The sequence below is a fragment of the Streptomyces actuosus genome, from assembly GCF_016921115.1.
GTDB lineage: Bacteria > Actinomycetota > Actinomycetes > Streptomycetales > Streptomycetaceae > Streptomyces > Streptomyces actuosus_A.
Genome location: NZ_JAFFZS010000024.1, coordinates 81,802 through 103,578 on the forward strand (window position 1 = coordinate 81,802; position 21,777 = coordinate 103,578).

The 21,777-nt window shown below is 73.2% G+C and carries 21 protein-coding genes and 2 pseudogenes; 17 read left to right on the forward strand and 6 right to left on the reverse strand.

Annotated features, from left to right (window positions below):
- Positions 1-109: 109 nt before the first annotated feature.
- The 5 genes from glnA to pspAB all read left to right on the forward strand — a co-directional run bounded on the left by glnA (position 110) and on the right by pspAB (position 5,063).
- The gene (gene glnA, locus JS756_RS25210) at positions 110-1,519 is read left to right on the forward strand and encodes a type I glutamate--ammonia ligase (protein ID WP_205385483.1); all 1,410 of its coding nucleotides are present in this window, start codon (positions 110-112) and stop codon (positions 1,517-1,519) included.
- 149 nt (positions 1,520-1,668) lie between these two features.
- A complete protein-coding gene (locus JS756_RS25215) occupies positions 1,669-1,926 on the forward strand; it encodes an SCO2583/SCO2584 N-terminal domain-containing protein (protein WP_205385484.1) in 258 nt (85 codons plus the stop codon).
- A gap of 53 nt (positions 1,927-1,979) precedes the next feature.
- Entirely contained in the window at positions 1,980-3,434 is a 1,455-nt protein-coding gene (locus tag JS756_RS25220) for a hypothetical protein (protein ID WP_240204322.1), read from the forward strand.
- Positions 3,435-3,562: 128 nt separating this feature from the next.
- Positions 3,563-4,477: a zinc metalloprotease HtpX gene (gene htpX, locus JS756_RS25225; protein WP_205385485.1), complete on the forward strand. Its 915-nt coding sequence runs from the start codon at positions 3,563-3,565 to the stop codon at positions 4,475-4,477.
- A 1-nt stretch (position 4,478) separates the two neighbouring features.
- Positions 4,479-5,063 (forward strand): PspA-associated protein PspAB, encoded by a 585-nt coding sequence (gene pspAB / locus JS756_RS25230; RefSeq protein WP_205385486.1) that lies wholly within the window; start codon positions 4,479-4,481, stop codon positions 5,061-5,063.
- A gap of 15 nt (positions 5,064-5,078) precedes the next feature.
- On the opposite strand, the gene JS756_RS25235 is transcribed toward pspAB, so the two are convergent.
- The gene (locus JS756_RS25235) at positions 5,079-6,419 is read right to left on the reverse strand and encodes a DUF2252 domain-containing protein (RefSeq protein ID WP_205385487.1); all 1,341 of its coding nucleotides are present in this window, start codon (positions 6,417-6,419) and stop codon (positions 5,079-5,081) included.
- A gap of 268 nt (positions 6,420-6,687) precedes the next feature.
- Here JS756_RS25235 and JS756_RS25240 point away from each other — a divergent pair, with 268 nt between their 5' ends.
- A complete protein-coding gene (locus JS756_RS25240) occupies positions 6,688-7,917 on the forward strand; it encodes a winged helix DNA-binding domain-containing protein (protein WP_205385512.1) in 1,230 nt (409 codons plus the stop codon).
- Between the two features lie 223 nt (positions 7,918-8,140).
- Here the strand turns inward: JS756_RS25240 and JS756_RS25245 are convergent, their stop codons facing one another.
- A complete protein-coding gene (locus JS756_RS25245; RefSeq protein WP_205385488.1) occupies positions 8,141-8,461 on the reverse strand; it encodes a hypothetical protein in 321 nt (106 codons plus the stop codon).
- Between the two features lie 252 nt (positions 8,462-8,713).
- Between JS756_RS25245 and JS756_RS25250 the strand changes: the two genes are divergently transcribed.
- Together JS756_RS25250 and JS756_RS25255 are read left to right on the forward strand one after the other, a co-directional pair.
- On the forward strand, positions 8,714-9,076 hold the full coding sequence (locus JS756_RS25250) for an ArsC/Spx/MgsR family protein (protein WP_205385489.1): 363 nt from the start codon (positions 8,714-8,716) through the stop codon (positions 9,074-9,076).
- A gap of 444 nt (positions 9,077-9,520) precedes the next feature.
- Positions 9,521-10,216, forward strand: coding sequence for an SCO2207 family protein (locus tag JS756_RS25255; protein ID WP_205385490.1), 696 nt, complete (start codon positions 9,521-9,523; stop codon positions 10,214-10,216).
- Positions 10,217-10,240: 24 nt separating this feature from the next.
- On the opposite strand, the pseudogene JS756_RS36980 reads toward JS756_RS25255, so the two are convergent.
- Positions 10,241-10,701: pseudogene (locus JS756_RS36980) on the reverse strand (alpha/beta hydrolase); the annotation flags it as partial.
- Here JS756_RS36980 and JS756_RS37600 point away from each other — a divergent pair.
- Positions 10,692-10,826 (forward strand): hypothetical protein, encoded by a 135-nt coding sequence (locus JS756_RS37600; RefSeq protein WP_275892729.1) that lies wholly within the window; start codon positions 10,692-10,694, stop codon positions 10,824-10,826. The pseudogene JS756_RS36980 and the gene JS756_RS37600 sit on opposite strands and share 10 nt — an antisense overlap.
- A gap of 264 nt (positions 10,827-11,090) precedes the next feature.
- Positions 11,091-12,122: a glutamine synthetase gene (gene glnII, locus JS756_RS25260; protein ID WP_205385491.1), complete on the forward strand. Its 1,032-nt coding sequence runs from the start codon at positions 11,091-11,093 to the stop codon at positions 12,120-12,122.
- A gap of 100 nt (positions 12,123-12,222) precedes the next feature.
- Here glnII and JS756_RS37845 read toward each other — a convergent pair.
- Positions 12,223-12,391 (reverse strand): annotated as a pseudogene (locus JS756_RS37845) (type I glutamate--ammonia ligase); the annotation flags it as partial.
- Between the two features lie 174 nt (positions 12,392-12,565).
- Between JS756_RS37845 and JS756_RS25265 the strand changes: the two are divergent.
- Both JS756_RS25265 and JS756_RS25270 read left to right on the forward strand, forming a co-directional pair.
- Positions 12,566-13,600 carry an NAD-dependent epimerase/dehydratase family protein gene (locus JS756_RS25265; RefSeq protein WP_205385492.1) on the forward strand — a complete coding sequence of 345 codons (1,035 nt, stop codon included), beginning with the start codon at positions 12,566-12,568 and terminating at the stop codon, positions 13,598-13,600.
- A 253-nt stretch (positions 13,601-13,853) separates the two neighbouring features.
- Complete coding sequence (locus tag JS756_RS25270) at positions 13,854-15,392, forward strand: DUF1996 domain-containing protein (protein ID WP_205385493.1); 1,539 nt, start codon at positions 13,854-13,856, stop codon at positions 15,390-15,392.
- 67 nt (positions 15,393-15,459) lie between these two features.
- Here the strand turns inward: JS756_RS25270 and JS756_RS25275 are convergent, their stop codons facing one another.
- Positions 15,460-15,867, reverse strand: a complete 408-nt coding sequence (locus JS756_RS25275; protein ID WP_205385494.1) for a hypothetical protein — start codon at positions 15,865-15,867, stop codon at positions 15,460-15,462.
- A gap of 99 nt (positions 15,868-15,966) precedes the next feature.
- Here JS756_RS25275 and JS756_RS25280 point away from each other — a divergent pair, with 99 nt between their 5' ends.
- From JS756_RS25280 to JS756_RS25300, 5 genes are all read left to right on the forward strand, one after another.
- Positions 15,967-16,491 (forward strand): tetratricopeptide repeat protein, encoded by a 525-nt coding sequence (locus tag JS756_RS25280; RefSeq protein WP_205385495.1) that lies wholly within the window; start codon positions 15,967-15,969, stop codon positions 16,489-16,491.
- 49 nt (positions 16,492-16,540) lie between these two features.
- The gene (locus tag JS756_RS25285; protein ID WP_205385496.1) at positions 16,541-18,463 is read left to right on the forward strand and encodes a hypothetical protein; all 1,923 of its coding nucleotides are present in this window, start codon (positions 16,541-16,543) and stop codon (positions 18,461-18,463) included.
- 121 nt (positions 18,464-18,584) lie between these two features.
- Positions 18,585-19,505 (forward strand): metal-dependent hydrolase, encoded by a 921-nt coding sequence (locus JS756_RS25290; protein ID WP_205385497.1) that lies wholly within the window; start codon positions 18,585-18,587, stop codon positions 19,503-19,505.
- A complete protein-coding gene (locus tag JS756_RS25295; RefSeq protein ID WP_205385513.1) occupies positions 19,505-20,548 on the forward strand; it encodes a PDR/VanB family oxidoreductase in 1,044 nt (347 codons plus the stop codon). Before JS756_RS25290 ends, JS756_RS25295 begins: the two co-directional genes overlap by 1 nt.
- A 56-nt stretch (positions 20,549-20,604) precedes the next feature.
- Positions 20,605-21,294, forward strand: coding sequence for a TetR/AcrR family transcriptional regulator (locus JS756_RS25300; RefSeq protein WP_205385498.1), 690 nt, complete (start codon positions 20,605-20,607; stop codon positions 21,292-21,294).
- A gap of 22 nt (positions 21,295-21,316) precedes the next feature.
- Here JS756_RS25300 and JS756_RS25305 read toward each other — a convergent pair whose 3' ends face one another.
- A complete protein-coding gene (locus tag JS756_RS25305; RefSeq protein ID WP_205385499.1) occupies positions 21,317-21,685 on the reverse strand; it encodes a 5-carboxymethyl-2-hydroxymuconate Delta-isomerase in 369 nt (122 codons plus the stop codon).
- Positions 21,686-21,777 lie beyond the last annotated feature (92 nt).

Here is a 21,777-nt window from a genome sequence, read left to right on the forward strand (position 1 = left end):
CACGCCCGAGAAATCACCCGTCCCTAGGGTCGGGGACAGCGTGTGCCACCGCACTGGCCGCACGAACGATCTACCACCCCGGCAGTCGGTCGGGAGTAGGAGGAGCTGGATGTTCCAGAACGCCGACGAGGCCAAGAAGTTCATCGCGGACGAGGACGTCAAGTTCGTCGACGTCCGGTTCTGCGACCTGCCGGGCGTCATGCAGCACTTCACCGTGCCCGTCGAGGCGTTCGACCCGGACGAGGAGCTCGCGTTCGACGGTTCGTCGATCCGCGGCTTCCAGGCCATCCACGAGTCCGACATGGCGCTGCGCGCGGACCTGTCGACCGCCCGTGTCGACCCGTTCCGCCGGGACAAGACCCTCAACATCAACTTCTTCATCCACGACCCGATCACGGGCGAGCAGTACTCCCGCGACCCGCGCAACGTGGCGAAGAAGGCCGAGGCGTACCTGGCGTCGACCGGCATCGCCGACACCGCGTACTTCGGTCCCGAGGCCGAGTTCTACGTGTTCGACTCGGTCCGCTTCGCGACCGGCGCGAACGAGTCCTTCTACCACATCGACTCCGAGGCGGGCGCCTGGAACACCGGTGCGATCGAGGACAACCGCGGCTACAAGGTCCGCTACAAGGGCGGCTACTTCCCGGTTCCGCCGGTCGACCACTTCGCCGACCTGCGCGCCGAGATCTCCCTGGAGCTGGAGCGGGCCGGCCTGAAGGTCGAGCGCCAGCACCACGAGGTCGGCACCGCCGGTCAGGCGGAGATCAACTACAAGTTCAACACGCTGCTCGCCGCCGCCGACGACCTCCAGCTCTTCAAGTACATCGTGAAGAACGTGGCCTGGCGCGCCGGCAAGACCGCGACCTTCATGCCGAAGCCGATCTTCGGCGACAACGGTTCGGGCATGCACGTCCACCAGTCGCTGTGGGCGGGCGGCGAGCCGCTGTTCTACGACGAGCAGGGCTACGCGGGCCTGTCGGACACCGCCCGCTACTACATCGGCGGCATCCTCAAGCACGCTCCGTCGCTGCTGGCCTTCACCAACCCGACGGTGAACTCCTACCACCGCCTGGTGCCGGGCTTCGAGGCCCCGATCAACCTGGTGTACTCGCAGCGCAACCGCTCCGCCGCGATGCGCATCCCGATCACGGGTTCCAACGCCAAGGCCAAGCGCGTCGAGTTCCGTGCGCCCGACTCCTCCGGCAACCCGTACCTGGCGTTCTCGGCCCTGCTGCTGGCCGGCCTGGACGGTGTCAAGAACAAGATCGAGCCGGCCGAGCCGATCGACAAGGACCTGTACGAGCTGGCTCCCGAGGAGCACGCCAACGTGGCGCAGGTCCCGACCTCGCTCCCGGCCGTGCTGGACTCCCTGGAGGCCGACCACGAGTTCCTGCTCCAGGGCGACGTGTTCACCGCCGACCTGATCGAGACCTGGATCGACTTCAAGCGCCAGAACGAGATCGCCCCGCTGCAGCTGCGTCCGCACCCGCACGAGTTCGAGCTCTACTTCGACGTGTGATCGGACCGCGCGTGAGCCACGCGTGAGCCGTACGGCGCCCTCGTCTCCCGTCCGGGAGGCGAGGGCGCCGGCATATGTACCATGCGAACAGGGGAACGGGCGACCCCGGACGCAAGGAGCCCGGGGCACCGACACGGGGGTGGTGACCGATGTCCGACCAGAACGATCACGAGCACGAGTTCGACCTGAGGTGGGCGAACGAGGCGGAGCACAAGGAGCCGTCCGCCCGGGCCCGCATGCTCGCCGCCCGCTGGAAGCACAACCCTCCGGGGCCGGTCCCGTTCCGGCCCGATCCGGGGCCCGGCCGCCGGCGCCGTTCCTCGCGGCTGGCCACGGTCGTGGTGCTGGCGTGCGTGGCGGCGGGGGTCGCGGTGCTGCTGTGGGCGCGGATGCGGGCGTCGTACTGACACGGGCGGGCAGGTGCCGGAGGGCGCCGGGACCGGCCAGGGGGGAAGAAGCCATGGAGAAGGCAGGCGAGGCGACCGAGGCCGCTGAAGTGTGGGCAGAGCAGCTCGGGGCGGGCGCACGGCTGGAGGCGGTGCTCTCCGGGGACGACCCGCGCGCCTGGCTCGAACTGGACGCCGCGGCGCGGGACGGGCACGGGAACGGCACCCGAGAGCTGGCCGGTCCGGCCGGTGCGGCAGGGCCGTCCTTCGCCCTCGGCCGGTCCGGCGAAGCCCGCCTCGCCCTGGCCCTGTGCCACCGCGACGGCCGGGTGCGTGAGCGCGCTCTCGTCTCGGCGGCGGGCCGGCCCCGGCTGCTGCCGCTGGTGGTGATCCGCACCACCGACTGGGCAGGTCCGGTCCGCGAACGGGCGCAGGAGCTGCTGCGCGGCGCCCTCGACATGGACACGGCGCCGCGGCTGGCCCCGCTGATCCTGCTGGTCGGACACCGCGCGCGGGGCGGGGCGGGCGTGGAGCTCCTGACGGAGGTGCTGCGCACGGCGCCGATGGATCAGCTCGCGCCTCTGCTCACCCATCCCGACCCTCCCGTGCGGCGCTTCGCCCACCGCCTGGCCGTCGGGCGCGGCCTGCTGCCGCCGGCCGAGCTGGCCCGCACGGCCGCCCGGGACCCGGACACCGTCGTGCAGACGCTGTGCGCGGAGGCGGCGATCGCCGCCGGCACCGGTGACGACGTACTGGCCCCCCTGCTCGGCGCCCGCAACCCGCAGGTGCGTGCGGCGGGGGTGACCGCGCTGCGGCGTGCGGCGCAGCCGGACGGCGTCCCTCCGCGGGAGGGCAGCCGCGTCTGGACCAGGGCGGAGGGGTTCCTGGCCGACCGGGCTCCGGTGGTGCGGGCCTGCGCGCGGTACGTCGTGCGGCAGTGCGGCGGTGATCCGCACGCCTGGTACCGGGCGCGGTGCGCCGACCCCGGCGACGCGGCGCTGCCGCCGGGGGCGGTCGTCGGGCTCGCCGAGTGCGGGGACCGGACGGACACCGCCCTGCTGTGGCCGCTGGCGGAGCACCCGCAGCCAGGGGTCCGGGCTCGGGCGGTGGCCGGGCTGCGCCTGCTGGACTCGGCCGACGCCGGCCGGCTGGCGCGGCTGCTGCACGACGCGGCGCCCGGCGTCGTGCGGGAGACGACCGAGTCCCTGCTGCCGTCCGCGCGGTCGCTGGACGCCTCCGTGCTGACCGGGATGCTCGCGCCGGCCCGGCCGCGGCACCAGCGGGTCGCCGCCTTCCGGCTGCTGGAGGCGTGCGGCGGCCTCGCGCGGCTGCGGGCCGCCGTCGCCCTGCTGGACGACCCGGACGCCCGGGTGCGGGCCCGGGCCGAGAGGTCGGTACAGGCGTGGCGTGCCACGGCGGACGTGCCACCCGGGTCGGCGGAGGTGGGCCGGCTGCTGGACCGGGGGCGGCGTCTGCTGGGCGACGACGTGTTGAGGCGGCGCAGGTGGGAGGCCGGGCTCCGCGGCTGAGGGGCGCGGCGGGCTCCCGCCGCGGCAGGGGGACCTTTTGCCGGTACCGGGGCCGATCGGGACCCGGCCTTGGGCCGCGCCGGGTGCACACTTGCAGTAGGCGAGTGCCTGACTGCGGGGTGATACAGATGCGGAGTCGGTTCCAGAGCGATCGGCGACTGACCGTCCGGATGACGGTCACGCTGTTTCTGCTCGGCCTGCTGTACGTGGCGTTCGTGGCCGCGCTGATCCTGTTGCTGAAGTCGTGGGTGCTGGTCGCCGTGGTGGCGGCGGGCATGCTGGGCGCGCAGTACTGGTTCTCCGACCGGATCGCCCTGTTCGCGATGCGCGGGCGGGTGGTGGAGCGGGAGGAGTATCCGGAGCTGCACGCCGTGATCGACCGGCTCTGCACCATGGCGGACATGCCCAAGCCCGTGGTCGCCGTTTCGAACATGGACATGCCGAACGCGTTCGCCACCGGGCGCAACCCGGACAACGCGGTCGTCTGCGTGACCACCGGCCTGCTGCGTCGGCTGGAGCCCGGCGAGCTGGAGGGAGTGCTCGCGCACGAGCTGTCGCACGTGGCGCACAAGGACGTCGCCGTGATCACCGTTGCCTCGTTCCTCGGTGTCCTGGCCGGTCTGCTCGTGCGGTTCGCCCTGTACTCGGGGATGTTCGGCGGGCGCCGGGACCAGAACACGGCGGTGATCATCGCGGGCGTGCTGGGCGTCTCCCTCGCCGTGTACGCGACCAGCTTCGTGCTGATCAGGGCGCTGTCCCGGTACCGCGAGCTGGCCGCGGACCGCGCGGCGGCACTGCTGACGGGCCGGCCCTCCGCGCTGGCGTCCGCGCTGACGAAGGTCTCCGGCGACATCGCCCGCATCCCGTCGAAGGACCTGCGGACGGCCCAGGCCTTCAACGCGTTCTACTTCACCCCGGCCGACGGCCGCGAGCCCGGCCTGTCCCGGATCTTCGCCACCCACCCGCCGCTGGAGCAGCGGCTGGAGCAACTGGGCCGGATCTCCTCCGAGCTGGGCGAGCCGGCGGAACCGGGGAAGGGCTGACATGGGGCTTCTCGACATCCTCCTCGGCCGTACCAAACCGGTGGCGCCCGACCTGGACCAGCTCTTCGCGCTGCCGTCGGCGGCGGTGACGCTGGAGGCCGCCGCGGGTTTCACGGCGACCGGGCAGGGCGCGGTGTGCTTCGCGACGGTCGAGGGCTCGGCGTTCGAGCAGACGCACCGGGAGGTGCAGGCGCTGCTGGACGCCGACGCCGAGCGCACGGGGCCGCCGGTGGAGTTCACCCAGGACAGCTACGGATACTCATGGCTGGTGTCCCACCGCTCCCCCGACGAACTGCCGCAGCTCGTCAACGACCTGCACGCGGTCAACAGCGCCATGGAGGTCAACGGTTTCGGCCCGCAACTGCTCTGCTCGCTGGCCGGCTTCCGCGACGACCGCGACCGCCGGCTGGCGCTGGTCTACCTCTACAAGCGCGGCACCTTCTACCCGTTCGCCCCGCTGCCCGGCCGGGCCCAGCGCCGCGACAACGCGCTGGAGCTCCAGGTGAAGGCGGCCCTCGCCGACGACCTGCGGATCGAGCAGGACCTGGCCCGCTGGTTCCCGGTGTGGGGCGCGCCCGGGATGTGAGGCTCCCCCGAGGCCTCATACGTCCGGCGAGGCCGGCACCACGCCCGCGGCGATGGCCGCGGTGAGCGTCGCGTGGTCGGTGGTGGTCTGGTCGGCGTAGGCGAGGGCGTACTCGGTGACGGCGCGTTCGAAGGTGTCGGCGGAGCCCAGATAGGCGGCGATCGCGATGCGGTCGCCGGAGCGGGCATGGGCGCGGGCCAGGGCGGTGCCGCACAGGCGGGCGTAGGACCACAGGGCACCGGGGTTCATGCCGGCCACGTCGGCGGAGCCCTTCATGTCGCGCAACTGCCGCCAGTAGTAGGCACGGCCCTGGGGCCCGCTCATCCAGCCGAGGAAGATGTCGCCGGCGGCCTGGAGCAGGCGCTGCCCGGCGACGACGCGGTGGCCGGGATGGACGTAGGGCCCGTGTGGGAGATGCTCCTCCAGGACGGAGGTGCGGGCCTCCTTGATCTGCAGGAACAGCGGGTCGTCGGCGTCCCGGCCGGTCAGCAGCACGAGGAAGCAGCGCAGGCCGACGCTGCCGACGCCGACGACCTTGCGGGCGGCGTCGACGAAGCGGTACCGGTCCAGGAGCAGGCGGCGTTCCTCTGACAGGGTGGAGCGGTAGTCGCTGAAGATCTTGCGCAGGGCGGCGGCGTCGGAGGCGCCGGCGGGCTCGACCAGCGGCGGGTCGTGGATGATGCGGCGCCGCCCGTCGACGACCTCGGTGAGTCTGCCGAGCGCCTGGAGGCTGGTGCGCCGGCGGGCGCGGGTGAGGGTGGCCTCGGCGCGCCGCCGGTCGGCGTCGGAGCGGACCAGAGGCAGCAGCCGTTCGGCGTCGATGCGCTGGTACCACACGGCGAGTTCACCGAGGCGGGCCAGTCGGCGCATCGTGGCGCGGTAGGCGGCGACCGTCTCCTGCGCTGCCCGGCGCGCCTTGGCCGGGGAGTGGCCGTTCTCCCGGGCTGCGACGACGACGGACGCGGCGAGTCGTTTGACGTCCCATTCGAAGGGCCCGGGGAACGTCTCGTCGAAGTCGTTGAGGTCGAACAGCAGGGCGCGTTCCGGGGAGGCGTACAGACCGAAGTTGAGCAGGTGGGCGTCGCCGCACAGCTGCACGGTCAGCCCGGTGTGCGGCTGGGAGGCCAGATCGGCGGCCATGACCGCGGCCGCCCCGCGCAGGAACGCGAACGGCGAGGCGGACATGCGGCCGTAGCGGATCGGCAGCAGCTCGGTGAGCCGGTCGCGGCCCTGCCGCTCCAGTACGGCGACGGCATCGGGGCGGTCGACGGGCGGGACCCAGACGGCGTGCGAGGAACGGGGGACGCGCTTGCGGGCGTCCTTGCCGCGCCGGCCGCGGTCGGCGGGCGTGGTCATGGGGCGTACGGCGATGCCGCCGCGGGCCGTGCTGTGCGGTGCCGCTCCATTCGCGCCTCCTGCCGTCCCTGACCGGTGGCCACCTCCTGATCGCAGTGAAGGCGGCCCCGGCGCGGTCCGCATGGCCGAGGGGGACGAACGGGTGACGTGCTCCGCGGTGCGGCGGTGCCGGAATGCCGGTGCCGGAATGCCGGTGCCGCGCTGTCGGTGGTGTCGGGGAGGATGCCGGTAGGGACGTGGCAGAGCGGTGAGCGGAGGTCGGGACGGCATGGGTGAGCGGCGGCGCCACATCACGGACGCGGAGCGACGGACCCGGCTTGCGTACCGTCACCGGCTGGCGCCGGCGGCACGGGCCGGGACACCGGAGGAGGTCGCCGACGCGCTCGTCGCCCTGCACGGCACCGATCCGGCGACGGTGTACCTGGCGGTGGGCGCGCGGCTGGCGCAGGCGTCGGCGACGGTGGCGGAGACCGGCCGGGCACTGTACGAGGACCGGGCTCTGGTCCGTATGCACGGCATGCGTCACACGGTCTTCGTCCTCCCGGCCCCGCTGACCGCGGTCGTGCACGCCTCGACCGGGCTCGCGGTGGCCGCCCGGGAGCGGGCGTCGCTGCTGAAGGACATGGCCGCGGCGGGGGCGCCGGACGCGGCCTGGCTGGCCGAGGTCGAGGAGTCCGCGCTCGCCGCGCTCGCGCGGCGCGGGCAGGCCACGGCCGCGGAGCTGGCGGAGGACGAGCCGCGGCTGCGGGAGCAGTTCGTGTACGCGGCCGGGCGCAGCTACGAGGGTGTCCACACGGTCTCGACGCGGCTGCTGCGCGTGCTGGGCGTGGAGGGCAAGGTGGTGCGGGGTCGGCCGCTGGGCTCCTGGACCTCCAGCAGGTTCCGGTGGGCCCTGGCGCCCGCCCACGCCGCGATGGACACCGGTGCGGCGCAGGCGGAGCTGCTGCGGCGCTGGCTGTGGGCGTGCGGGCCGGCGACCGAGGCGGACCTGAGGTGGTGGACGGGCTGGAGGGCGGCGGAGGTGCGGCGGGCGCTGGCGGCGATCCGGGCGGAGACGGTGACGCTGGACGGGGGCGGCACCGGCCATGTCGTCGAGGGAGATACCGGGCCCGGCGGAGCCGACCCGGGGCCGGACACGGCCGGCGGGCCGGTCGCGGGGCGGGGCGGGGAACCGTGGGCGGCGCTGCTGCCGGGACTCGATCCGACGGCCATGGGCTGGCGCGAGCGGGACTGGTACCTGGCACCCGGCCCGAGAGCGGCGCTGTTCGACCGGAGCGGGAACGTCGGGCCGACGGTGTGGTGGAACGGCCGGGTGGTGGGGGGCTGGGCGCAGCGCTCGGACGGGGAGGTCGTCTGGCGGCTGCTGGAGCCGGACGCGGTGGGCCGCGAGGCGGAGGCGGCGATCGCCGCGGAGGCGGAGCGGCTGCGGGAGTGGGTGGGGGCGACACGGGTGACGCCGCGGTTCCGGACGCCTCTGGAACGGGAGTTGAGCGGCTGACGGGCGGACGCCGGGTGCCCGCGGCGGTGTCGGGGCACCCGGCGTCAGGCTCGCGGTGGCTGTGCTGCGACCGGACAGGTCCACCGGCTCACGACGCCCGGCGCGGCACCTCGCGGTGTCGTCGCACCACCCGAGTACGTCCGAGTACACGGGTGGTGCTCCCCCTTGCGGTGCACCGCACCGGACGCCGCGAGCTTCCCGGCGGACCTTCCCCGTCGCAGCCCTATCGCGAGTACCGCATCAGAGCGCGCACCATGTGGCAGGTCGTGTCCGACGGCGGGTGGACGCCGATCAGCTGGGCGGTGCTCCGTATCGTCTCGTTGCGCGCCTGGTTCGGCAGGTGGACACCGGAGTCGAGCAGGGCGATGGCCAGGCGCATGGCCTTCAGCCGGCGGTTGTGGGTGATGTACCACTCGCGGGGGCGCCCGGGCGGCAGGGGCCGCTTGTGCACGGGCGTGTAGGGCAGATCGAGCGGGACGCGGCGGTGCGCGGTGGACCGGGTCGGCTCGGCGGACGGCTTCGGCTTGAGTGCGGCAGCGGGCACGGGCATCCTCCTGTCGCGGTCGGGACGATCCGCCGGAGGTTCCGGCGATTCCCTCGAACACTTCCTCCATTCTACTGTCCGCCACTGACATCCGGAGGTCTGCGAACGGCCACAAATACGCAGCTGGGAGCGGGATTTGACGTTCCGGCACCGGCGTGACGAACGGGGCGCACGAGGCGCCCCGAATTCGAACAGAGTCTGGTGCCGGCGGGGTCGCGCCACGGCCGGGCGGGGTCGCGTACGGTGGCCCGCATGGAGATCTGGATCAACCCGGCCTGTTCCAAGTGCCGCAGCGCTCTCGGCCTGCTCGACGCCGAGGGCGCCGAATACACCGTCCGCCGCTACCTCGAGGACGTGCCGGCCGAGGACGAGATCAGGGCCGTACTCGACCGGCTCGGGCTCGAACCCTGGGACATCACCCGCACCGGGGAGCCGGTGGCCGCGGAACTGGGCCTGAAGGGCTGGCCGCGGGATGCCGGTGCGCGCGACCGGTGGATCGCCGCGCTCGCCGCGCACCCGAAGCTGATCCAGCGCCCCATCATCACGGCGGCCGACGGGACCGCGGTCGTCGCCCGCACCGAGGACGCCGTACAGGACGCCCTGTCCCGCAGGTGACACCCCGCCCGTTCGGCAGCGGTCCGCCGGGAGGAGGCGCGCCGCCGACCTGTGCTGCCCCCTCCGCCGCCGCGAGCCTCGGCGATCGAGGAACCGTACGGGCCGCCCGGCCCCGGCGCGTGCGGGCGGCGGGGCCGGTGCGGCACCGGTCGGGGTGTTCCGGCGGACGACGACGGGGGGCCGTGGTGTTCGCGAACGGGCAAGGGGACGACGGCGCCGCGACTAGTGAGGCGGAGCCGGCGCGTGAGGGCGAGGGGCTGCCGCGGCGCATCGGCACGGGGGGCACGACCCGCGAGCGGGGCGAGGACCGACCGCACGAGGGTGAGCCGAACTCGACTTCCGTGTGACAGAGGTTACTTGAGAGTACCCGGAAACCTGTGAGCAACTTCGTTCGGGATCTCGTACATAGCGGCGTACGCTCCCCTACCTCTTCAGGAGGCGCGCATGTCGCGCAGGAGAACTCTCGGCACGAAGAAGAAGATCGCCCTGCTGGTCAGTGCGGCGGCGGTGGCGGGCGGCGGTGCCTTCGTCATGGCGAGCACCTCGAACGCCGCCCCGCCCCAGAGCGCCGCGGATTCGGTCGCCTGCCAGGGGCTGGCCACCGCGCTCGGCAACAACCAGCGCTTCATCGACGGCCAGCGGGCCGACCCCGACGCGCAGTCGGAGGCGCGGATCGCCAACCGGCAGGCAGTGATCGACGAGATCAAACGCAAGCAGGCGGCGTCCGGGTGCGTAGTTGGGGAGTCGGCTCAGGACTCCCAGGCCGCGCAGAACGGCAACGGCGCCCAGAACGGCGGCCAGGACACCCAGGGCAACGCCCAGAACAACGGCCAGAACGGCCAGCAGGCCGAACAGCCGTCCGGGGCGGGTGACGGGGGCGCCGTGGCCGCCGGCGAGCAGGTGTGCAAGGGGTCCACCGTCACGCTCTCCGGCGAGGGCGGGGCACCGGCGGCCTCCAGCAACCAGTTCCCGGCGGGGACGAAACTGAAGGTGACGAACCTGGACAACAACAAGTCCACGACGGTGGAGGTCACCTCGGTCTCCGGCAGCTGCGTGCTGCTCAACAACGCGGCCTTCGAACAGGTCCGTGAGCCCGGCAAGTTCCTGATCCGCAGGGCTGTGATCGAGAAGGTGGGGTGAGGCCGGGGCTCCCGACCCAGGAGGTCAGCGGCCGAGGAAATCGGCAGGGCGGCGGCCCAGGCCGACGGGGGCGGCCTGCGGCAGCGCGTGATGGGAGACACCCGGCATGATCTCCGTCTCCCCGCACGGCAGCAGGGCTGCTGCCCGGGCCGCCGCCCGAGCCGCGTCGTGGGTCCTGCTGCTCCCGCCAGGAGCAGCAGGACCGGCACGTCCAGGCGTCCCAGCGCCTCGCGTGCCGGACGCGGGCCGGTCACCGGCCGGGCGGCGGGAAAACCGACGGACGCCTCCTGCAGGCGCAGCCAGTCGGCGTCCAGCGGCCGCCCCGCGGTCTCCCACGCGAGGAACGCGCGGGTGCGCCGGGGGGTGGGCCGCAGCAGCATCGGCAGCGCGTGCAGCAGGTACACCGCCTCGTATCCGGCGAAGCACTGCGTCGGATCCAGGAGGAACAGGCGGCGCACCCGGCCGGGAGCCCGCAGTGCCCAGTGAGGCCTTCTTCGGCCCCCTGATCGAACGGACGACGGCACTGTTCGCAGCGCACGACGAACGTGAAAGGGCGGCGATCCGGCACTTCCTCACGGGCGTGCGGGACGCGGCGGCGGAGGGCTCCTGACCGGCTCGCGACGGCCCGACCGCATCGCATACGAGTCGTCGGCCCGCGCCGGCCGCGTGCCGTTCACCGCGCCTCCCTCTCCGCTCCCCCGCCCTCACGGCATGAGTCACGCCACAGCATCACCCGGTAACACGGGGTTCACATTCGAGCAATGGTCGGGAAATCGCCTGTTGACAGGCTCGCGGGCAACCAGCGCGGCGCCCCAGTGCCGCAGCGCCGCTGCACCCGCAAGTGCGCCCAGACCCACCCCGAAGGATGTGGCCCGTGACCTTCAAGGCTGAGTACATCTGGATCGACGGCACCGCGCCGACGGCCGAACTCCGTTCGAAGACGAAGATCATCGCGGGCGCTCCCGCCGGGCTGGACGCTCTGCCGATCTGGGGATTCGACGGGTCCTCCACCAACCAGGCCGAGGGGCACGCCTCGGACTGCGTGCTCAAGCCGGTCTTCACCTGTCCCGACCCGATCCGCGGCGGCGACGACGTGCTGGTGCTGTGCGAGGTCCTCGACACGGACATGACGCCGCACTCGACGAACACACGCGCCGCGCTGGCCGAGGTGGCGGAGAAGTTCGCCGCTCAGGAGCCGATCTTCGGCATCGAGCAGGAGTACACCTTCTTCCAGGACGGCTACCCGCTCGGCTTCCCCAAGGGCGGCTTCCCGGCCCCGCAGGGCGGCTACTACTGCGGTGTCGGCTCGGACGAGATCTTCGGCCGTGACGTCGTCGAGGCGCACCTGGACAACTGCCTGACGGCGGGCCTGGGCCTGTCCGGCATCAACGCCGAGGTCATGCCGGGCCAATGGGAGTTCCAGGTCGGCCCGCTCGCCCCGCTGGAGGTCGCCGACCAGCTGTGGGTCGCCCGCTGGCTGCTCTACCGCACCGCCGAGGACTTCGGCGTCGCCGCCACCCTGGACCCGAAGCCGGTCAAGGGCGACTGGAACGGCGCCGGCGCGCACACCAACTTCTCCACCAGGGCGATGCGCGAGTCCTACGACGCGATCATCACCGCGTGCGAGTCGCTCGGTGAGGGCTCCAAGCCGCTCGACCACGTCAAGCACTACGGCGCCGGCATCGACGACCGCCTGACGGGCCTGCACGAGACCGCCCCGTGGGACAAGTACTCCTACGGCGTGTCGAACCGCGGCGCCTCGGTGCGCATCCCGTGGCAGGTCGAGAAGGACGGCAAGGGCTACATCGAGGACCGCCGCCCCAACGCCAACGTCGACCCGTACGTCGTGACCCGCCTGCTGGTGGACACCTGCTGCGCCGCCCTGGAGAAGGCCGGCCAGGTCTGATCCGCGCCCGCGGCATCGAGGGGCGTCCACCGCCGCGGTGGACGCCCCTCGTCGCGTCCGGGACGCGGCGGGGTGAGCCGCGGCCGGGAGGGAACGCCCTGCCGCCCTTGTAGCGGACCTTGTTGCCGCGGTTGTCCTCGAGCGCACCGGTGTGTTCCAGGCGCCCGCCTCGGAGTCGCGATGTGGTAGAAGGACTCGTTCGCGCCGGTCGCGAAGCGGACCGAGTCGAACACGTAGAACTCGGCCTCGGGACCGAAGTACGCGGTGTCGGGGGCCCGGCAGTGCGCGGGGCCCGGCAGCGCGGGTGCTCCCCGGCGCCCGGGCCTGGCGGCGACCGGGACGGCCGGCCCGCCGGCCAAGGCCTTCGCAGCCGGCGGCCGATGCCCTCTGCCGACGGCAGAACGGCGTATCCGATCGGCCACCGGCTGCGGCACAGTCGCCCCATGAGACTTCTGGTTCTGGGCGGTACGGAGTTCGTCGGGCGGGCGGTGGCCGAGGCGGCCGTCGGACGGGGCTGGGACGTGACCGTCCTCCACCGCGGCCGCCACGACGCCCCGGCGGGCGTGCGCGCCCTGCACGGCGACCGCACCGCGCCCGGCGGGCTCGACGCCCTCTCCGGGACGCGCGACACCTGGGACGCCGTCGTCGACACCTGGTCGGCGGCACCTCGCGCGGTACGGGACGCCGCCCGCCTGCTCCTCGGCCGCGCCGGACGGTACGTCTACGTCTCCAGCCGCTCGGTGTACGCGTGGCCGCCGGCCCGGGGAGGCGGGGAGGACGCCCCGCTCGTCGACGGGGCGTCGGCGGACGCCGAGCAGACCGACTACGCGCGGGACAAGCGGGGCGGCGAGCTGGCCGCCCTCGGCGTCTTCGGGCCGGACCGCTGCGTGCTCGCGCGCGCCGGCCTGATCCTCGGACCGTACGAGAACGTCGGCCGGCTGCCGTGGTGGCTGACCCGGATCGCCCGCGGCGGCCCGGTCCTCGCCCCCGGCCCCCGGGACCTGCCCGTGCAGTACATCGACGTCCGCGACCTCGCCGAGTGGGTCCTCGGCGGCGTGGAGCGCGGGCCGGCCGGTCCGTTCGACGTGGTGGGCCCGCCGGGGCACACCACGATGGGCGACCTGCTCGACGCGTGCGTGAGCGTCACCGGTGGTCCGGCCGAGCTGCGCTGGACCGACCCCGGAACGATCCTCGACGCGGGTGTCCGGCCGTGGATCGACCTGCCGGTGTGGCTGCCGCCGGACACCGACGGATACGACGCCCTGCACACGGCGGACGTCTCCCGGGCCGTCGCCACGGGGCTGGTCTGCCGGCCGGTGGCCGAGACGGTCGCCGACACCTGGACCTGGCTGACGTCCCTCGGCGGCACCGCGCCGCACCGGCCGGACCGGCCGGCCGTCGGCCTGGATCCGCGGATCGAGGCGGAGCTGCTCGGGCTCGGCGCCGTCGACGGGGGGTCTCCCGGCGCCGCCTCCTGAAGCGGACACGCCCGCCTCCGCGGCCGCCGAGGAGCACCCGTGTCCCCGGCGTTCCCGGGCACGCCGTGCCGGGCGCGGGACGCCCGGCACCCGCGGTACGCGTGCCGGGCCACCGCGCCGACCTGCAACTGCGCTGATTTCTTCGGGCATTTGAACGCCCCAGTAGCCGCTCCCGTATCAAAGGGAGCCGCTTCACTCCTGTCGGGCGCCTCGATGCTGCCCCGCAAGCCCGCAAGGAAGTCAGAGGAGTTCCATGGGACGCAACACAAGAAAACGCCGTTCGTCGATGGCCACCAAGGCCATAGCCGCGTCGGCGGCCCTAGCGCTCGGTGGGGGCGGGCTGGTCTGGGCGAACTTCTACGCATCGGCGCACGAGAGGAACCACTCGCCGCGCAACTGGACGAAGGCCGCAGCCGGCCAGGTGGCGACGATCGCCTGCCCGGACGTCGGACAGAACCTCACCGACGTGCCGTACCGGGCCCGACGTGAGGTGGACGGTGAACTGGCCACAATGGACCGGCAGATCACCGAGGCCTACCAGCGGCTGGCGACCACCCGGGACGCGCAGGCCAGAGACGGCAGCTTCGTGCAGAACAGCATCCTGGGCCCGCTGAAGGACCGGCGGAAGGTGATCATCGACCGCATCCAGCTGGAGATCAACCGGGTCGGCGGCAAAGCGCCCGAGAGTCTGGACCGGATGGCCCCCTGCACCGGCACCACCGCCGACCAGGTGCAGGCCGGAGACGGCCAGCAGCAGAACGGCGACCAACAGCAGAACGGCGACGGGCAGCAGGGCGGCGACCAGCAGCAGAACGGTGGCGACGGCCAGCAGAACGGCGACGGCGGGCAGCAGGGCGGTATCGGCGGGCAGGCCGGCAACGGTCCCACCGCGGCCGACTTCGTGGACATCACCAAGGTCCAGGCGAATGTCAAGGCCAAGCCGCGCAAGTCCCGCAACGCCTCGACCGGCACCTTCACCGTCCGCTGCGGGGTGAACGCCAACAAGAACTACAACACCGACAACGTCATCGTGGCGCCCGGTGTCAACAACGGCGCGCACCACACGCACGACTACGTCGGCAACCAGAAGATCAACGCCTTCTCCGACAACGACAACTTCCTCCAGGGCGGGACGAGCTGCAGCAACCGCAACGACCTGTCGGCGTACTACTGGCCGGTGCTGCGTCTTCAGGACGGCACGCAGGAGTTCGACCAGAACCAGGACGGCGGCGGCAAGGAGGGCAACGTCGGCCGGATCCTGACCGCCAAGCAGGCGCAGATCAAGTACGTCGGCAACCCGCGGAGCAAGGTCACCGCGCTGCCGCAGTTCCTGCGCATCATCACCGGTGACGCCAAGACCACGACCAACGGTCTGGCGAACGCCAACGCGCACTGGAGCTGCACCGGCTTCGAGAACAAGGTGCAGCTGACCGAGCAGTACCCGATCTGTCCCGAGGGCAGTGACGTGGTCCGCACGTTCGCCTTCCAGTCCTGCTGGGACGGGCAGAACATCGACAGCGCCAACCACCGTACGCACGTCGACTTCGCCGACGACAGGGGCAACTGCAAGGCCGGCTTCAAGCCGATCCCGCAGCTGACGATGCGCCTGGTGTACGAGGTGCCGCAGCCGGTCGTCGAGAACGGACAGGTGAAGAACCCCTACGCGGTGGACGGCTTCCCGGAGCAGCTCCACAAGGCGGCCACCGACCACGACGACTTCATCAGCATCACGAAGAACGGCCTGGCGAACAAGATCGCCAGCTGCATCAACCGGGGTCAGCGGTGCGCCTGAGGGGGTGAGAGGGGAACGGCGGAGCCGGCGGTGGGTCACTCCCCCGCCGGCTCCGCCGTGCAGCGCCTCAGCCGCCCGTGTGCGCCGAGTGGTCCGTTCCCTCCTCGATGTCGCCGCCGAGCGTGCCGCGCAGCGCGTCGAGCACCTCGCTCTCCCCGACGGCGACCCACTTGCGGCCGACGAGGTAGTGACCGCCGTAGTCCTTGGCCTCGTTGATCCACTCGCGCAGGCCGCGATCGGTGGCGAAGGTGGCGAGGATGAACCTGCCGTCGGCGTTGCTGCACACGGCCTGGCGGATCTCGTCCGCGTCGGTCTGCATGTTCGGGGTGCACTTCACGGCGGCGGCCAGGCGCTCCAGGCTCCCGGTCGCCACCGGCGGCACCGCGGACTGCTCCACGGCGCCGGACCGGCAGCCCACCAGCGCCAGCACGGCCGCCGCTCCGGCGAGCGCGACCACGGGTCGGGTCGACCTCATCTGTTCCTCCCTGAGGGGTCTCGCCCTCGATACGGCCTCCGCACCGCCCGCGCTCAAAATCCGCTCCTCGCCGGGGTACACCCGTGCGAAGGTGTCCCGGTGGACAAGAACTGGGACGATCGAGTGGCCGCCGCCTGGGACACCTTCGACGACTACACGGAGGACCGCGCCGGCGAGTTCCGCGCGGTGATCGACGCGCTCGTCGCCGAGCTGCCCGCCGACAGCCCGCTCGGCCCGTTCGAGCAGGCGTGCGCCTGGGACTCGACGGGCCGCTCCGACCGGGCGGTACCGCTGTACCGGCAGGCGCTGGCACGGGGACTCGACGGCCACCGGGGGCGGCGGGCCAGGATCCAGCTGTCCAGCTCCCTGCGGAACCTCGGGCGGCCGGAGGAGGGCGTCCGGCTGCTCGCCCCGGAACTGGACGCACCCTCGGACGAGTTGGACGACGCCGTGCGTGCGTGCCTGGCGCTGTGTCTGTCCGGTCTGGGCCGCGACCGCGAGGGCCTGTCGCTGGTGCTGGAGGCCCTCGCCCCCCATCTGCCGCGCTACCAGCGGTCGATGGCGAACTACGCCCGGGCGCTCGTCGAGCCGGAGGACCGGCCGCAGGGTCCGGCGCAGGCCTGAGCCACCCGGACGGCGGTGACCATCCACCGGGTCGCTCGTTCCACTGGACGTGCAGTCACAGGATGTCGTCCCTCGCTCCGCTCCCTCCTCCGGCCCGGTCGTCGACGTCGAGCAGGCCGAGGCCGCGCTCGTCGAGCACTACCCGCGGCTCGTCCGGCTCGCCTACCTGGTGCTGCCCTCCGGTCCGGGCCGGAGCCGGCGCGTCCTGACCGCGCACGCGCTCGTGCAGCGTGCGCTGCCCCGGGGCCGGTCGTCGACGCCGGCGATCCCCGTGCAGTCGACCGGCCGGGACGGCGATCCCGGCTACGCCTTCCTGCGCCGGCGGGTGCTGCGTGCGGCACTGGAGTCGGGTCTGCCGCTCCGGCGCCGGGTCCGGCCCCGGTGCTCGCGGCTGCGGTCGCCGCTGCCCCGGGTGTGGGGGCTGAAGCTGTTCCCCCGCTCGGGCGGCGCCGACGAACTGGCCCTGGAGCAGCAGCTGTCGGCGCTCTCCGGCCCGGCGCGCGCGGCGTACGTGCTGCGCGGTCTGGAGAAGCTCGCCGACGGCGACGTCCGGCGGATCCTCACCTCCGCCGGGGTCGCGGACCAAGAGGCGGCCGCCGCGCTGCGGGAGGCGGACGGCGTGGCGGAGCAGTACGCGCTGCTGGCCTCCGACGAGTTCGACGCGTGCTCGCTCCAGGCGCGGCCCACCGATCTGATGCGTCGGCGCCGGCACACCAAGGCCGCGCTCGCCGCCTCGGCGGCCGCCGCGGTGTGCGGGGCGCTGGTCGTACTGCCCGGCGGCGGCTGGGGGCCGGACGGGGCCGCCGCCCCGGTGTACGCGCAGAACCCGGCCGCCGAGGCGGCCCTGGACCCCGGCCGGGTGGTCCGCGTCTCCCCGGCCGCGTGGAGGACGGCCGCCCGCACCGATTTCTCGGTGTGGCCCGCCCGCGGCGGCCTGGTCCGCGACAGCGCACTGCTGCGTCGGGCCCTGGCGGTGTGGGCGCGGCCCGGCCGGAAGGTCCGCGTCTCCTTCACCACCGGCACGCAGACGGGCGGCCCGGCCGGACCGCCGCAGCTGCTGTACGCCGGGGAGGTCGACAACGCGCGCGTGGTGATCCTCTACGACGGGCTGCGCATCGTCCGCTACGCCGAGCCGAAGGACGGCACCGCCGGCGCGGCCCTCGACTTCGCCCGGGTCGACGGGGCGGCCGGCGCCGAGGCGTCGGCTCTCGTCCTGGACCGTGCCGACGGAAACGTCCGCTTCCTGACGGCGCCGTGGGTGACGAAGGCCGCCGAACGGGATCTGCTGAAGCCGGGTGCGGGAGCGATGGACCTCGCGCTGACCGGCGGGATCACCGCGCCCCTGGCCAGTCCGGCCACCCGGACGGGCGCCTGCACCTCCTGGAACGTGCTGCGGCTGACCGACGACACCGGCACCCGTCTGCTGTCCGACCTCGGCGAACTCGTCCCCGCCCGGCTCACGTCGGGTAGCCCGGGCACCCCGCGGGACGTGTCCGGGTCGAAGGCACTGCACGCCTGGGCGCCGTACGCCTGCTCGCTGGGGGCCGTGCGGTCGCAGGGGGTGCGGTCGGTGAACGCGTGGGCGTTCGCCGAGCAGTCGCTGCCGGACGCCACCGGCACCGCCGACTGGGTGTGCACGCGCGCGGAGACCTGGCGCGGTGGAGGTTCGCGCGCGCTGGCTCAGTTCCGCTCGCCGGGCGGGACGTACGGCGCGGTCGCGGCGACGTCGCAGGACGGGCCGGCGTGCGGCCCGCGCGATCCGCACGTGCTGGCCGGGGTGCTGTGGAAGTCGAAGGCGGGGTCCTGGTACCTCCTCGCCGCGGGCGGACGGGACACGGCGTCGGTGCGGGCGACGGGCGGCGTGAGCGGCTCCGCACAGGGCCCCGTGCTGGCGGTGCGGGCCGAGGAGGGGGCGCGGGCGAAGCTGGAGGGCACGCTGGAGGACGGGCGGTCGATCAGCGGGCTCAGGTGAGCCGGCCGGCGGTCCGGGCCGTGTCCCGGATGCCGCGGCGGCCGACACTCGCTGACAGATGCGTCAACAAGGTGGTGCGGAAGGGCTTCCCCTGCCGTCTACCCGTCAGTACATTGACGCCATGTCTAACAAGCAGGCCACCGCCCGCGGACCCCAGCCGGTCGAGACCGAGCGGATCGCGCTCAAGGCGCGCAAGGTGTCCTTCTCCTGGGAGGACACCCCGCTGCACTGGGTGCCCGGTGATCCCTTCACCACGCACACCATCAACGTGCTGCATCTGCTGCTCCCCGCAGGCGAGCGCTGGTTCGTGCACGTCTACAAGCAGGTCCTGCCGTACATCCGGGACGAGCGGCTGCGCGAGGACGTCATCGGCTTCATCGGGCAGGAGGCGATGCACTCCCAGGCCCACGACGAGGTCCTGCCGCACCTGCGGGAGCTGGGGCTGGACCCGACGCCGTACACCGCGCAGGTGGACTGGATGTTCGAGAAGCTGCTGGGCGACCGCACGCTGCCGCCCGGGCGGGCCACCCGGTGGTGGCTGAAGGAGCGGGTGGCGCTGATCGCCGCGATCGAGCACTACACCGCCTTCCTGGGCGACTGGGTGCTCAACGCCGAGGAACTGGACCGGCGCGGCGCCGACCCGGTCATGCTGGACCTGCTGCGCTGGCACGGCGCGGAGGAGGTCGAGCACCGCTCGGTCGCCTTCGACCTGTTCCAGCACATCGACGGCGGCTACCGGCGGCGGGCGCGGACCTGGGCGACCGCGTTCGCGACACTGGTGTTCCTGTGGCAGCGCGGCGCGCGCTTCTTCATGGAGAACGATCCGACCCTGATCGACGGCAGGGCCTCCTTCCGGGACTTCCACCTGCGCGGCCGACAGGGCCTGCTGCCCTCGACGGGGGCCATGCTCCGATCCGTCCCCGCCTATCTCAGCCGCACCTACCACCCCTCCCAGGAGGGCTCCACGGAACAGGCGGTGGCCTACCTGGCCTCCTCGCCCGCCGCCGTCGCCGCCGTCACCGCCGAGCAGGGGACCGCATGATGCCGAAGCTACGGACCGCCGTGGTCGTCGCGGGTGCCGCGCTGCTGGCCCGCCGGGCCGTGCGGCGCCGGATCCAGGCCTCGCCGCTGTGGCCGATGCCCTCGCTCGCGGAGCCGATCAGCGGCCGGCCGCGGGCGCTGACCGTGACGGTGAGCGCGCACGAGGAGATCGCCGACGGGGTGGTGCAACTGCGCCTGGAGGGGCACGGCCTGCCGCGCTGGGAACCCGGTGCGCATCTGGACCTGGTGCTGCCCTCGGGGCTGGTGCGGCAGTACTCGCTGTGCGGCGACCCGGAGGACGCCTCCGCGTACACGGTCGCCACGCGGCTGGTGGGGGACGGCCGCGGCGGATCCCGCGAGGTGCACGAGCGGGTGCGGCCGGGCACGGAGCTCCAGGTGCGGGGGCCGCGCAACCGCTTCCCGCTCGTCGAGGCGCCGTCGTACCTCTTCGTCGCCGGCGGCATCGGCATCACGCCGGTCCTGCCCATGCTGCGGTCGCTCGCGGAGCGGGACGCCGAGTGGAGGCTGCTGTACGGCGGCCGGACGCGGGCGTCGATGCCGTTCCTGGAGGAGATCGAGAAACTGGACGCGGGCCGGGGCCGGGTCACCCTCGTCGCCGAGGACGAGGCAGGACGGCCCGACCTGGCCACGTGGCTGGGGGGCGCGCCGAAGAGCGCGGCCGTCTACTGCTGCGGCCCGGAGGGGCTGATGGCCGCGGTGGAGGAGCGGGTGCCGCGGGTCCACCTGGAGCGGTTCGCGCCCCGCGCCGCGGCCGGCGGCGACGTCGCCTTCGAGGTCGAGCTGCGGCGCAGCGGGCGGGTGGTGACCGTGCCGGCCGACTGCACGGTCCTGGACACGGTCCGCGCCGAACTGCCGGACACCGCCTATTCCTGCGCGCAGGGCTTCTGCGGGACCTGCCGGCAACGGGTGCTGGAGGGCGAGATCGACCACAGGGACGAACTGCTGACGGACGCGGAGCGCGACGACTCCATGCTGATCTGCGTCTCGCGCGCGCGAGGTGACCGCCTGGTCCTGGACTTGTGAACATCCGAGGTCGGCCGGGCCCGTTCGCGGCCGGATCCGATCGGTAAGGTGTTCGCATGACAACCGGGGTTCGCCGCAGAATGGGAGTCGAGGAGCGGCGGCAGCAGTTGATCGGCGTCGCCCTCGAACTGTTCAGCCGCCGCTCGCCCGACGAGGTCTCGATCGACGAGATAGCGTCCGCCGCGGGCATCTCCCGCCCGCTGGTCTACCACTATTTCCCCGGCAAACTCAGCCTGTACGAGGCGGCGTTGAAGCGCGCCTCGGACGATCTCGCCGCCCGCTTCGTGGAACCGCGCGAGGGGCCGCTGGGGGCGCGGCTGCTGCGGGTGATGGGCCGCTACTTCGACTTCGTGGACGAGCACGGCCCCGGCTTCTCGGCGCTGATGCGGGGCGGCCCGGCGGTCGGCTCCTCGACCACCAACGCCCTCGTCGACTCGGTGCGGCAGGCCGCCCGCGACCACATCCTGGTGCACCTGGGTGTGCAGGAACCGCCCGCGCGGCTGGAACTGGTGGTGCGCTCGTGGATCTCGCTCGCCGAGTCGACGGCGCTGATCTGGCTGGACGGCCGGCGCATCCCGCGGGCGGAGCTGGAGCGGCAGCTCGTGCACGACTTCGCGGCGCTGGCGGCCGTGAGCGCCGCCTACGACGCGGAGATGGCCGCCCTGCTGCACCGCATCCTGCGGGACGAGACCGCCGACGGCCCGTTCGCCGACCTGGTGACCCGGCTGACCGCGCTGGCCGGCTGAACGCGTCGGCCGGCTGACTCTCTCAGCGCTCGAACTTCCGGTAGGACGGGTCGAGTTCACGCACCTCGACGGAGGCGTGGAGGGTCAGCCCGTCCTCCTGGGCCACGTGCTCGCGCAGCAGCTCCAGCACGGCCTCGGACAGTTTCGCCTTCGTCTCCTCGCTGCGGCCGGACAGCAGCCCGATCGTCACGTGGACCAGGGCGTGCGAGGCGTCCTCCATGTCCTCGTACCCGTAGGCGGAGTACCCCTCCCGGAACTGGGTCTTGCAGGCCTCCGGGGTGGCCGCCGCGATCTCGACGACCGTTTCGTGCAGCGCCCGCGCGAATCCCTGTACGTCGAGGGAGTCCGAGAAGTCGAGCCGGGTGGAGTAGTCGACGGTGATCTGCGGCATGGGTGCTCCTGCTCCTGGTTCACATCGGGACAGGAGCACCCTAGGCGCTCCGCTGGAAGAGCCGCGAGACGAAGTCCGACCGCGGCGCCGTC

Excerpts from the sequence above, each read along its gene's own strand:
- glnA (WP_205385483.1), top strand. The coding sequence starts at position 110 with ATGTTCCAGAACGCCGACGAGGCCAAGAAGTTCATCGCGGACGAGGAC.
- JS756_RS25215 (WP_205385484.1), top strand. The coding sequence starts at position 1,669 with ATGTCCGACCAGAACGATCACGAGCACGAGTTCGACCTGAGGTGGGCG.
- JS756_RS25220 (WP_240204322.1), top strand. The coding sequence starts at position 1,980 with ATGGAGAAGGCAGGCGAGGCGACCGAGGCCGCTGAAGTGTGGGCAGAG.
- htpX (WP_205385485.1), top strand. The coding sequence starts at position 3,563 with ATGCGGAGTCGGTTCCAGAGCGATCGGCGACTGACCGTCCGGATGACG.
- pspAB (WP_205385486.1), top strand. The coding sequence starts at position 4,479 with ATGGGGCTTCTCGACATCCTCCTCGGCCGTACCAAACCGGTGGCGCCC.
- JS756_RS25235 (WP_205385487.1), bottom strand. The coding sequence starts at position 6,419 with ATGACCACGCCCGCCGACCGCGGCCGGCGCGGCAAGGACGCCCGCAAG.
- JS756_RS25240 (WP_205385512.1), top strand. The coding sequence starts at position 6,688 with ATGGGTGAGCGGCGGCGCCACATCACGGACGCGGAGCGACGGACCCGG.
- JS756_RS25250 (WP_205385489.1), top strand. The coding sequence starts at position 8,714 with ATGGAGATCTGGATCAACCCGGCCTGTTCCAAGTGCCGCAGCGCTCTC.
- JS756_RS25255 (WP_205385490.1), top strand. The coding sequence starts at position 9,521 with ATGTCGCGCAGGAGAACTCTCGGCACGAAGAAGAAGATCGCCCTGCTG.
- JS756_RS25265 (WP_205385492.1), top strand. The coding sequence starts at position 12,566 with ATGAGACTTCTGGTTCTGGGCGGTACGGAGTTCGTCGGGCGGGCGGTG.
- JS756_RS25270 (WP_205385493.1), top strand. The coding sequence starts at position 13,854 with ATGGGACGCAACACAAGAAAACGCCGTTCGTCGATGGCCACCAAGGCC.
- JS756_RS25275 (WP_205385494.1), bottom strand. The coding sequence starts at position 15,867 with ATGAGGTCGACCCGACCCGTGGTCGCGCTCGCCGGAGCGGCGGCCGTG.
- JS756_RS25290 (WP_205385497.1), top strand. The coding sequence starts at position 18,585 with ATGTCTAACAAGCAGGCCACCGCCCGCGGACCCCAGCCGGTCGAGACC.
- JS756_RS25295 (WP_205385513.1), top strand. The coding sequence starts at position 19,505 with ATGCCGAAGCTACGGACCGCCGTGGTCGTCGCGGGTGCCGCGCTGCTG.
- JS756_RS25300 (WP_205385498.1), top strand. The coding sequence starts at position 20,605 with ATGACAACCGGGGTTCGCCGCAGAATGGGAGTCGAGGAGCGGCGGCAG.
- JS756_RS25305 (WP_205385499.1), bottom strand. The coding sequence starts at position 21,685 with ATGCCGCAGATCACCGTCGACTACTCCACCCGGCTCGACTTCTCGGAC.